9 protein-coding genes are annotated in these 10,940 nt (G+C 51.1%); 5 read left to right on the forward strand and 4 right to left on the reverse strand.

Annotated elements, in window-relative coordinates:
* Nucleotides 1–385 precede the first annotated feature (385 nt).
* Together H6F67_RS24585 and H6F67_RS24590 are read left to right on the forward strand one after the other, a co-directional pair.
* Nucleotides 386–2,953: a M1 family metallopeptidase gene (locus H6F67_RS24585; protein ID WP_190769296.1), complete on the forward strand. Its 2,568-nt coding sequence runs from the start codon at nucleotides 386–388 to the stop codon at nucleotides 2,951–2,953.
* Between the two features lie 181 nt (nucleotides 2,954–3,134).
* On the forward strand, nucleotides 3,135–6,695 hold the full coding sequence (locus H6F67_RS24590) for an NACHT domain-containing NTPase (RefSeq protein ID WP_190769297.1): 3,561 nt from the start codon (nucleotides 3,135–3,137) through the stop codon (nucleotides 6,693–6,695).
* Nucleotides 6,696–6,732: 37 nt separating this feature from the next.
* Here the strand turns inward: H6F67_RS24590 and H6F67_RS24595 are convergent, their stop codons facing one another.
* The 4 genes from H6F67_RS24595 to H6F67_RS24610 all read right to left on the reverse strand — a co-directional run bounded on the left by H6F67_RS24595 (nucleotide 6,733) and on the right by H6F67_RS24610 (nucleotide 9,117).
* Entirely contained in the window at nucleotides 6,733–7,032 is a 300-nt protein-coding gene (locus tag H6F67_RS24595) for a type II toxin-antitoxin system RelE/ParE family toxin (protein ID WP_190769298.1), read from the reverse strand.
* Nucleotides 7,029–7,298, reverse strand: coding sequence for a type II toxin-antitoxin system ParD family antitoxin (locus tag H6F67_RS24600; RefSeq protein ID WP_190769299.1), 270 nt, complete (start codon nucleotides 7,296–7,298; stop codon nucleotides 7,029–7,031). The genes H6F67_RS24595 and H6F67_RS24600 overlap by 4 nt, the downstream gene beginning before the upstream one ends.
* Nucleotides 7,299–7,392: 94 nt before the next feature.
* On the reverse strand, nucleotides 7,393–7,698 hold the full coding sequence (locus H6F67_RS24605; protein ID WP_190769300.1) for a hypothetical protein: 306 nt from the start codon (nucleotides 7,696–7,698) through the stop codon (nucleotides 7,393–7,395).
* A gap of 384 nt (nucleotides 7,699–8,082) precedes the next feature.
* Complete coding sequence (locus H6F67_RS24610; protein ID WP_190769301.1) at nucleotides 8,083–9,117, reverse strand: hypothetical protein; 1,035 nt, start codon at nucleotides 9,115–9,117, stop codon at nucleotides 8,083–8,085.
* A 77-nt stretch (nucleotides 9,118–9,194) separates the two neighbouring features.
* Between H6F67_RS24610 and H6F67_RS24615 the strand changes: the two genes are divergently transcribed.
* The 3 genes from H6F67_RS24615 to H6F67_RS24625 all read left to right on the forward strand — a co-directional run bounded on the left by H6F67_RS24615 (nucleotide 9,195) and on the right by H6F67_RS24625 (nucleotide 10,832).
* A complete protein-coding gene (locus H6F67_RS24615) occupies nucleotides 9,195–9,758 on the forward strand; it encodes a hypothetical protein (RefSeq protein WP_199304626.1) in 564 nt (187 codons plus the stop codon).
* Nucleotides 9,759–9,845: 87 nt separating this feature from the next.
* Nucleotides 9,846–10,316 (forward strand): DUF4332 domain-containing protein, encoded by a 471-nt coding sequence (locus tag H6F67_RS24620; protein ID WP_190769302.1) that lies wholly within the window; start codon nucleotides 9,846–9,848, stop codon nucleotides 10,314–10,316.
* Nucleotides 10,317–10,406: 90 nt separating this feature from the next.
* The gene (locus H6F67_RS24625; RefSeq protein WP_242020786.1) at nucleotides 10,407–10,832 is read left to right on the forward strand and encodes a thioesterase family protein; all 426 of its coding nucleotides are present in this window, start codon (nucleotides 10,407–10,409) and stop codon (nucleotides 10,830–10,832) included.
* The last annotated feature ends 108 nt before the right edge of the window (nucleotides 10,833–10,940 follow it).

A 10,940-nucleotide genomic window follows, 5' to 3' on the forward strand; every position in this document is an offset into this window, starting at 1 on the left:
TCTCAAATTCATTGAGTACTTCAATTGCACGAGTGCAAAACCGTTCAACTGGAAGTTTGAAGGCTTCAAGGATGGCTAACAAGCTGGCTGCTTACTTTTGCCAGCTTGCACTAGGAGCTTCCCTGCTTCAGGTTGATTGCCCACAGCAGATTCGACAGTATATCGGGAGTTGCATCCGTGCCACCACCCCGCATCAACAAGGCTAGCGCTGGCAGCACTCATCACTCAACTCACTTTTAGGATCACCCATCGCGATCGATACGCGCTGGCGGAGAATGTTCGCTTTTGCTTTACCTTCTGCCGCCTCCTAACCTTCAATGCTGAAACAGAATGCAGGGCACGATCGCGCTACCCTAGATGAATTCCATCTATCGTTGCTGGTGTTATGTCGAAGCTGTTTTTTGATGGCGAGAGCGATCGCAATTTTGAACTGCCCGGAGCGCGTCCGCACTACAATCCCGATCGCCCTGGACAGGTTGAGCATATTTTTCTCGATTTGGATCTCGACATTCCCAACCAGCGCTATCGAGGAACCTGCACGACGCGAATCAATCCGGTGCGGAGTGGAATCGATCGCCTCACCCTCGATGCGGTGAATTTGGCGATCGAGTCGGTGAAAGTGGGCGGCAACGATCAGAAGTTTGACTATGACGGCGAACAGCTTTCGGTGAAGTTGAATCCGGTGAGTGAGGCGGGACAGGCGATCGAGCTTGAGATTGCGTATGCAGTCGATCGACCGCAGCGCGGCTTATATTTCATTGCGCCAACCGAACACTATCCGAACAAGCCCGTTCAAGTTTGGACGCAGGGCGAAGATGAAGATTCGCGCTTTTGGTTTCCCTGCTTCGACTATCCCGGTCAGCTTAGCTCGTCAGAAATTCGCGTCCGCGTTCCGAAAAATCTGCTGGCGATCTCGAATGGCGAATTAGTTGAAACGCAGGAAGATGGCGACAGCAAAATCTACCACTGGCTGCAAAAAGACATTCACCCGACATACTTAATGACGCTGGCGGTCGGAGATTTTGCTGAATTACGCGACGAGTGGCAAGGCATTCCCGTGACCTATTACGTTGAGAAAGGACGCGAGGACGAAGCGCGGCGATCGATGGGCAAAACGCCTGAGATGATCGAGTTTTTCACGCAGACATTTGGCTATCGCTATCCATTTCCGAAATACGCGCAGGTTTGCGTTGGTGACTTTATTTTTGGCGGCATGGAAAACACTTCCACGACGCTGCTGACCGATCGCTGTTTGCTTGATGAACGAGCGGCGATCGACAACCGCAGTTCCGAAAGCTTGGTCGCCCATGAACTCGCTCACCAGTGGTTTGGCGATCTCGTGGTGATCAAACATTGGTCACACGCTTGGATTAAAGAAGGCATGGCGTCCTATTCAGAAGTGCTGTGGACGAATCATGAATACGGCGCGGATGAAGCGGCCTACTATATGTTGGGTGAAGCTCGCAGCTATTTGGACGAAGATGCGTCGCGCTATCGCCGTCCGATCGTCACGCATGTTTATCGAGAAGCGATCGAACTTTACGATCGTCACCTTTACGAAAAAGGCGCGTGTGTCTATCACATGATTCGCGCTGAATTGGGGGATGAACTGTTTTTCAAAGCGGTTCATACCTTCGTCAATGACAACGCGCATCGAACCGTCGAGACGATCGATTTGCTCAGGGCGATCGAAAAATCGACGGGACGCAATTTGCAATTTCTCTTCGATCAATATGTCTTTCGAGGCGGACATCCTGACTTCAAAGTTGCCTATTCATGGGACGGGGACAGCAATCTTGCAAAAGTTACGGTGACACAAACGCAAGCGAAAGAAGGCGAAACCGGACTCAAAAGCGAACTGTTTGATCTAAAAATTCCGATCGCGTTTGGCTACGAAAATGGCGAACCGAAAATTTTTACCGTGCGGGTTCACGATCGCGAGCAAAGCTTCTATTTTCCCCTTTCAGAAAAGCCGTCGTTTGTCAGTTTTGATGTTGGCAACAAGTTCCTGAAAACCGTAACGCTGGAATATCCGATCGCGGAACTGAAAGCGCAACTGCAACACGATCCTGACCCGATTTCGCGTCTTTATGCAGCCGAAGCGATCGCCAAAAAAGGCGGACTTGAAGCCGTCAAAGCGCTCGCCAAGGCACTCAAAGACGATTCGTTCTGGGGCGTTCGCCGCGAAGTCGCTCAACAGCTTGCCACCGTCAAACTCGATCAGGCATTCGAGGAACTGCTAGCCGGACTTCAAGATCCAGAAGCTCGCGTTCGCCGCGCTACTGTGGAAGCGCTGATGGAACTAAAAACGCCCGCCAGCTACGAGGCTTTGAAGGCGATCGCTTCCCAAGGAGACGCCAGCTATTACGTCGAAGCCGCCGCAATCCGAGGTGTCGCAACCGTCGCCGCAGGCAACGAAGAACAAGAAAGCGAAGTGCTGGACTTGCTGCGATCGATTCTCGAAACTCGCGCTGGATGGAATGAAGTGATTCGGGCTGGTGCGATCGCAGGCCTCAGCCAAATGAAAACTTCCGAGTCCGCGCTGAATTTGATTTTGGAATACACGGCGATCGGCACTCCACAACCGTTACGATTGGCAGCAATTCGCGCTTTAGGCACAATTTCTAGCGGCCAAACGAAGGCGAATATCGAGCGAATTCTGAATCGATTGAAAGAGCTTTCGATCGAATCTTTCTTCCTCACCCAAGTTTCCACCGTCGTTGCGCTCGGCCAGATGGAAACGATGAAAGCCGTTGGCATCCTGCAATCGCTGGCCGATCATACGCCGGATGGTCGCGTTCGCCGCTTAGCTGAAGAATCTGTCAAAAAAGTTCTCAAATCGGCTGGAAAAGATCAGGCGGTGCAGAAACTTCAGCAGGAATTGGATCAGTTGAAAAAGGACAATCAAGAGTTGAAGAGTCGGCTGGAGGCGATCGAAGCGAAATCGAAATAGATCGATCGGCGGGAGGAACAGCCGCCCTCACCCTAAATCCCTCTCCCTGTGGGAGAGGGACTTTGAAGGTTCGGTTCCCCTTCTCCACTAGGGAGAAGGGGTTAGGGGATGAGGGTGGCTGTTCGATCGATCGCCAGTTTTGCAGGCCATAATCGTTGCAGACGGATTTGAGCGCTGCTGAATGGAACCTGTTTCATCAATTTTGGGCGGATGGCTGGTTGGGAAAGTTGCCGATGCGGTGTGGAGCGGGGCGGGAAGCGAGATTCAAAGTCGGCTGAAAAAAAGTGATTTGGCCGAGGCGATCGAATCCGCCAAGCAAGCGATTCAAGAATGGGAAAAATCGCAGTCTCCTCCAGAGCATCTGTTTTATCGGAGTGAAGAGAAGGACACACGAGATTATCTGACGCAGGCGTTTACCGATTCGACTGTGCAGGGGGAATTGCAGCGACCGCTGAAGCAGGATGGCGATCGACCAGATTTAGACGTGATTTGTGCAGCGTTTCAACAGTTGGCAAAACCGGGATTGAAGCTGAATGGCGATCGCCTCAAGCCTTGGCTGGAAGTCTTCCTAGAAGCGTATGTGGTGCGAACCAGCTACTTCGTGAAGGTGCGAGTCGCACAGCAGGATTATCTGACGCAGCTAGCAAACTGGTTTGATGATGTGCGGTTTTTGGGCGTGGCGGTTGAGAGCGGCGAGATTGAGCAGGCGGAAAAGCTAGCACAAATTTTTGTGATGCAGGACGTTTTGGAGGAGCGATCGACGTTTGGAGCAGATTTTTTCCTGCGCTTCAGTGAAGCAAACGATCGACAATCGCAACTTTTGCAAGAACAGCAGTTTCGATCGCAACTCGATCGCACAGGCCGACGGTTTTCCGTAGATCAGCTATTGAAGCAGACTCGATCGAAAGCCGTTTTGCTGGGTGCGCCCGGTTCAGGAAAGACGACGCTGATGAGCTATTTTGCGGTGACGTTGGCACGGGAAGCGATCGCAAAAGCAATGTCATCCCATCCAGAAGCAATGCAGGCCAATCCAAAGGCAATGCGAAGCGATGCAAAAGCAATGCAGGCGGATACAGAAGCATTGCAACACGATACAAAAGGAATGCGGCGTGATGCAGAAGGATTGCAGGCTAATACAGAAGAATTGCTGCTGCCGATTTTGATTCGGATTCGCGATTGGGCGTTGCATCCAGAGATGTCGATCGCGGAGTTTGCCAGATTTCACGCTGAGAAAACGATGTCGGTCAAGCCGCTGCCTGCGGGATTTTTTGAGTATTGGCTCGATCGCGGACAGGCGTTAATTTTGCTCGATGGGCTGGATGAAGTGGTGGAGGAGACGAAGCGATCGCATCTGGTGCAGTGCATCGAGAATTTTTTGGGGCAGTATCGGTTGAATCGGGCGATCGTGACTTCGCGTCCGGCGGGCTATCGGCGCGACTTTTTTCGGACGGAGGAGTTTCCGCACTATGAGCTTCAGCCGTTTAACGATGAGCAGATGAATCTGTTTATCGACAAGTGGTATGACAGTCGCGTCCCGGACAAGGCGGAGGCGGAACGGCGCAAAGACAGCCTCAAGAAAGCGTTCGAGGGAAACGATCGCATCAAGCTTCTCGCCCGTAATCCGCTGTTGCTGACGATCGTCGCCCTGATTCATCGCTATCAGGCCGTATTGCCAAAGCAGCGGCATAAGCTGTATGACAAAGCGGTGGATACGCTGCTACTGAACTGGGATCGAAACAAGGAACTGACCAATCATGAAGCGCTGAAATATTTGGAGCTTGATGATCTGCGGCGGCTGATGGAAAGCGTGGCGTATTGGGTGCATTCGCAGGGCAACACGGGAGACAGCGAAGGCGGCACGGTGATCGATCGCGACGAACTCCTCAATCAACTAAGCAAAATGATTAAGAAACAGAAGTCGATTGAGCTTTATCAGGCGAGAGAAGAGGCAGAACGTTTTCTGCTGTTCATTCGAGACAGAACTGGACTGATAAACGAGCAAGGCCAAGACTGTTATGCTTTTACCCACAAAACTTTTCAAGAATATTTAACTGCTGAAGAAATTAACTATCAACATGACAACGAAGATGACTTCGAGAGCGTTTTGAACCATATTGACCAACACCTTCACGATCCTCATTGGACTGAAGTGCTGTTATTGCTTATTGCTCAGCAAAAGCCTAAGAAAGCAGCGAAAGCCATCCGTAAAATTCTAAAAGCTAACAGTCGATATGAGCAATGGCTCCATCACGACTTGTTTTTTTCTAGTCGTTGTTTAGCAGAAGATATTAAAAATCTAGCAGAAGCAGATTTAAGTTTAATATCAGAGATTTTAGAGGGTTTGGCTAAGCTGGAATCATCCGAAGCAACCCAAGTTGGAAGTCAGGTTCACTCTCAGACGTTCCAGAGTATTTGCAGCTTAGGTGGAACAAGCTTTGAGTTGCAATTACTTGATCTTCTAATACCTTCGGTGAGAGATAGCGAAAGACTACAACAGTATCGTATTGCACTAGGCTACAGAGAAAAAGCCCTTGATTCATTGAAGAAGCAAGTTTTAACTGAAGCAGTAAAAGTACCTGCCAAAGTACTCAAAACACTGTTTGATCTTGAATACTTGAGCGACGATGTGATAAATGGTTTGAGTTTCATGTTGATGTTATATGAAGATGAAGGCGTCCGCTCCAATATTGTTGATGTTTTACTTGCAATAAATAGTTATTCTACCACTGTGTCTCCTGCTCTTTCATACCTTTTAGCGCATCAAGAAAGTCATATACGCATATGGACAGCTTCACTTGTAGGAGAACTGAGGATTCCTTTAGAGAAGAAAGAAGAATACCTGTTACCTTTAATGCAAGATGAAGATTCTTCTGTGAGTTCTCAAGCTACTCTCTCATTGGGTAGAGCAGGCTATATTGATGTATCGATGTTCCATAAGCTTACTCGTCTAGCAACTAATCTTGATGATATTGATGGCTGGTATGCCATTGAGTTGCTTGGGAAGATAGCAGATACTTCTAACGATTTAATGCAAGAGCTTCTTGAATTGCTGCAAGGAAAGCATCTTATGATTAAGGAGATGCGCGAAGCTGTTCCACAAGAAGAGGAGATAGATGAATATGCAGAGCACGAGTATTGGCAGTGTGAAGAATATATTCTGAATCTGCGTCAAGCTGCTGCGTGGGCATTGGTAGAATTAAGTGAACCTCCTGAATCAGTGTCTCAAAGTCTTTTAGCAGTACTTCAAAGCCGAAATACTGATTTAAGCCCATGTGCTGCACGCGTATTAGGCGAACTAAACACTTCATCAGAACAAGTGATTCAAGCACTATCTGAAATCGCGTCTGAAGAACTTAGTACCGTATCCGATCCATTCGATTTTTCCTTGCAAGGACGTTTAGAACAACGCCTAAGCGCTACTCTAGCCCTAGTTAAAAAGAGCGAATTTGAGCCATCAATTGGTGAGCTTCTGAAGTTAGCACAAGACGAGAAATTTTCTGTACAAGCAGCAGCAGTTGAAATCTTAGGTGAGTTGAATTTTGTTTCAAGTGAGATCATTGAAACACTTCTCAAGCTAGTTGAAGGCAATAAAGCGCCTAGCAATACATTTAATGCGTTGGTTAAGCTGAGCAAAATATCAGAAGAAATTGAGCGCAGTTTAGCGCAATGGATCGAGCAGCATCAGGACTCGGAGTATATGGGGAGGGCGATCGATGCGCTCTGGCAAGTTGTTGAAGGTTAGCGGGGCGATCGATCTTCCCATCAAGCTGATCGATCGATTACTCTTCTGAAAACAACGCTTCTAAATCTCGATAGCCGCTGACGACTCGGATAATTTCAACACCATTATCGATCGCTCTGTAAAAGATTAAATAGTCATCGATCGGCAGGCTTCGCAGTGAAGGAGCAAGTTCATTGCGGCTGCGTCCCATGTTTGGAAAGTTGGCGATCGATTGGCACTTAGCGTTGATTTTTTGCAGGTAGCGATCGGCGGCATCAAAGCCTTGGCGATCGGCAATTTGGTCAATAATATCTTCAATATCTCGACTGGCCGAAACTGTAAACCTGCAAATGCTCATTCATTCGCCTCAGCCCGTCGCTGTTGCAGTTTCGCCTGAAGACTTTGGAAAACAATATCTGCATCGATGACTTCACCCGCCTCAGACTCTGCCAGCCCGATCGAAATCTCCTGCCGCAGTTCTTCAAATCTGCCTTTGTAAATTTGCTCTTGATCTCTAAGCAGTTGCAGTCCGGCAAGAATTACCTCGATCGCTGATGAATAGCGACCGCTCTGAATTTGCGCTTGAATGAACTGTTCAACTTCTGGGGCGAGAGTAATTTCCATCAGAGGATTGGTTGACTCGATGGTTTCATTTTAGGGCGATAATTTGATGAGGTAGGAGCGATCGACTCACCACAAAATCGATCGCCCCAACGGGTTATTCGATGCGGAAATAGCGGATCAGCGTGCTGATTACATCACCCGGAGCGGGCGCGATCGATAGCGGTTCCCCAATTGCCAGCGGCCTTGCCCAAGTGTTTGCATCGGCATAGCGCAGTTGTTGCAGATGCAGGATCGTGCGATCGACTGCGATCGGCTGACCGATCAGGACGTGCTTGATCACATAGCGCGGGTCTTGCGGCAGGATGAAAGCCGAGGGAATTTGCAGCAGCGGAGTGTCGCCGCGATCGCGAAGCGCTCCCGGAACGGTATCGTTGGGTCGCGACATGAAGTCGTTTCTCATTGGGTCTTCCTTTTGTAAGCGGGCAGGAAAACCCAAAAACTCAGCCGACCCCAAAAGTCAAAGCAAGACAATCGGGGCGGCTGGGAGAGTAAAATCTCCGTAGCCCGCTCAGGCTGCCTAGATCAGTTTGACGGGTTAGCGATCCGTTGTTGGCTGGAATCAACTTCGGGTCGCGTCGGCTCAGCTTTTGGGCACAACGCTGGGAGCAGCGTTAAGGCAAAAGAGTATCGCACTGATTTTTCGCTGTCAAGCAAATTTCTGAGGCGAGGTGTGGAGCGATCGCCAAACGGCTGATTCTGCCGGAGTTTTACGGATTTGGGTGTGAGGAAGTCAAGATCGATCGCGCTCAGATTTTGTAGCTTTTATTACAAAAATTGTGATTTCTCAGTTTTGCTGCACGTTCAGCGACGAAGAATTTTGCCCTGCTGGATAGCCCCAAATCGGCAACTGCTCGATCGCCCGCAGCGTCAAATCCACATACATCACATCCTCTTGAACCTGCTCCTCACCAAAATAGCCCTGTCCGCCATCGTGTTTGTGATTTCCCGTCCGCACCACGTCATATTCGCCCGATCGCAACGCCTGATTGAACGGCGACCCGACCACCCAAGCCCAGCGCGACGGAAAAATCCAGCCCAGGTCTTCAATCCAGTCGCGATCGCCTTCCATGTGATAAACGCGCTGCGCCGCCTCAAAGCCGCGATCGCCGGAAAAGACGCCACCCACCGAAACGACCGTAAGCTGCGACGGATCGATCCACTCACGCAAATAGGGAGCCGCCCCCAGTGCGACCTGCGCCCCGCCGCTCGTTCCCACCAGCACAATTTTCATTCGGCTAAGCTGCACTTCACCCAGCGGATGCGCGGCATTCATGCGATCGACAATTGCCGTTGCAATGCCCTGGTTGTAAACCGTGCCGTAGCGATCGTCGGTCGAAAGCGCAAACCGCCAAAGGTTGCGAATTTTGATATACAGGCTGGCAATTTCCTGAGTTTGCTGGCCGCGCTCCGCAAATTTCTGGAGCGGTTCAAACCATCTGCGCCCGACCAAATCCTGATTGGCTGCCGAGTAGGGAAATACATCGCTCACCGTGACGCAGTTCGGGTGCTGCTCCACCAGTCGATCGAGAAAATAGCTTTCCCCCTCAGTCAACTGGTCGGTCGAAAAATCTCCGACGCCCGGAAGAAAAACGATGTAGCAGTTGATTTCTTGAGCGTTGGAACGATCGCTTGGCGGCAGCGATCGCGGACGACCCAGCACATCCAGTCCCAGCCGCTCCGCACCTTCGCTCAGCCACCAGACCAGCGTTCCGACTGGCGCGAGCGTTCCCCAAGCCAGCAGCACCAGTCCCGCTGTTCCCACCAGCCGCAAACTGCCGCCGCGCAATTCGCGCCAAAGCTGTCCGAGTCGATCGAGCATCTGCCTTTTGTTAGGTGTGAGCGATCGTGATCAAATCGTATGGTGAGAGGCAGTGTCATCGATCGCGAGCGATAGTTTTGTCGGGTAATTCTCCCTCTTTGGTGCAAACGCTCAAGCGTGCCTTGTCTCTTGACGGCCATTTCTACGAATACACGCCCAACACGGGGCGAACCCGCCGACAGGCACGGACGATCGTGCTGCTGGCCGCTTTGTCATATGGCTTGGGAAACGCTTTAATTTTGGTGATCAACCGTGCCCCGCTGTGGATTTTTCTGGTGGGCGTGGTGCTGGTGGCGATCGCCGTTGTCGCAGGCTATTACTTTTGGACTCTGACAATCTGGCTGATCGGCCAGCAGCTTAAGCGCTATCGCCTCACCTACAGCGATTTGCTCGTGCCGATCGGCTTTGCCTATGCGCCCCAGATCCTCAATTTTCTAACGCTGATTCCTCTTCTGGGTCGCCCGATCGATCTTGGCCTCGCTGCCTGGACGCTCCTCGCGATCATCGTGGCCGTTCGCCAAGGACTCGACATCCACACGCGCTGGGCAGTCGCGATCGCCTTGATCGGCTGGATTCCCGTGCAGACGGCGATCGGGTCGGTGCAGGTGCTGTTGCAGGTGTTGATTGAGGCAACGAGTTAGACGCGATAGGATTGATTGAGTCGCAACTTGGTTTGATTGGCCGCAGCATTCAAATCGAGAAAAAACGCATTTGAGCGGAGTGCTGTCATGAATTCTTCGGCCAAGCTCGATCGCAGTTGGGATATCGCGCAGCTACCCGGACTTTGTGAAGCAGACCAGGCAAAGCTCAGGCAGTGCGGCATTCACACGACACAGGATTTGCTGAAGCAGGGGCGATCGATCGGCGATCGTCAAGCCCTCGCGACGCGCCTCCAACTGCATGTGCAGCACATCAACAAGTGGGTGGCGCTGGCAGATTTGGCTCGCGTTCCGGCTGTGGGCTGTCAGCACTGCGGCCTGCTGCTTCATGCCGGAATTGGGTCGCCTCACCAGCTTGCTCAAACGCCTTTGCCGCGACTGCATCAGCAGATTTTGAAGCTGCAAGTCGCCACGCTGCAACGCCGCGATTTGTGTCCGAGTTTGGGCGAGGTCGATCGCTGGATTGAGCAGGCCAAATGGATCGATAACCGTTCCCGGACGCCACAATACCGTTCTGGGAGCGCAAAGCGATCGCACTGACACACAGCCGATACACCGCTAAAATCCGGCGATCGAGAGAGGAACAATTCAGCGTTTCTCGACAGCATAAACAAGCATTCTTGAATCGAAATGATGTCTAAATTCACGACGCAACTGCGCGTCCGGCACTACGAAATGGATGCGCTGGGGCATGTCAACAACGCCGTCTATCAGCACTATCTGGAACAAGCGGCGATCGAACATTCCGAGCAGGTCGGCTTCACACTCGATCGCTATCAAGAATTAGGTGGCGCGTTTGTGCTGCGGCGAATTGCGATCGAGTATCTGCGTCCCGCTGTGGCAGGCGACACGCTCACCGTTTCAACCTGGCTGGAAAATATGCGCGGCACCAGAGCGACGCGCCACTATGAGATCTACGGCCAGAAGGAAGAACTGCTCGTAACGGCAGAAGCGCTTTGGGTATGGGTCGCTACCGAAGGTCTGCGAAGCAACCGAACTTCGATGCGTCCGCGCCCGATTCCAACCGAATTACTAAACGCATTCACTGCCCGGTAGTCGTGTAGAAGTAATGATGCTAGGTTAGCAACAGATTTCGATGGACTCTTTATGATGCTTGCTTGTCCCAGTTGCACCTCGACTCAAACGGTGAAGAATGGTCGTATT

Source organism: Microcoleus sp. FACHB-1515 (assembly GCF_014696105.1).
Classification (GTDB): Bacteria; Cyanobacteriota; Cyanobacteriia; order Elainellales; family Elainellaceae; genus JAAUTJ01.

Excerpts from the sequence above, each read along its gene's own strand:
- H6F67_RS24585 (WP_190769296.1), top strand. The coding sequence starts at position 386 with ATGTCGAAGCTGTTTTTTGATGGCGAGAGCGATCGCAATTTTGAACTG.
- H6F67_RS24590 (WP_190769297.1), top strand. The coding sequence starts at position 3,135 with ATGGAACCTGTTTCATCAATTTTGGGCGGATGGCTGGTTGGGAAAGTT.
- H6F67_RS24595 (WP_190769298.1), bottom strand. The coding sequence starts at position 7,032 with ATGAGCATTTGCAGGTTTACAGTTTCGGCCAGTCGAGATATTGAAGAT.
- H6F67_RS24600 (WP_190769299.1), bottom strand. The coding sequence starts at position 7,298 with ATGGAAATTACTCTCGCCCCAGAAGTTGAACAGTTCATTCAAGCGCAA.
- H6F67_RS24605 (WP_190769300.1), bottom strand. The coding sequence starts at position 7,698 with ATGAGAAACGACTTCATGTCGCGACCCAACGATACCGTTCCGGGAGCG.
- H6F67_RS24610 (WP_190769301.1), bottom strand. The coding sequence starts at position 9,117 with ATGCTCGATCGACTCGGACAGCTTTGGCGCGAATTGCGCGGCGGCAGT.
- H6F67_RS24620 (WP_190769302.1), top strand. The coding sequence starts at position 9,846 with ATGAATTCTTCGGCCAAGCTCGATCGCAGTTGGGATATCGCGCAGCTA.
- H6F67_RS24625 (WP_242020786.1), top strand. The coding sequence starts at position 10,407 with ATGATGTCTAAATTCACGACGCAACTGCGCGTCCGGCACTACGAAATG.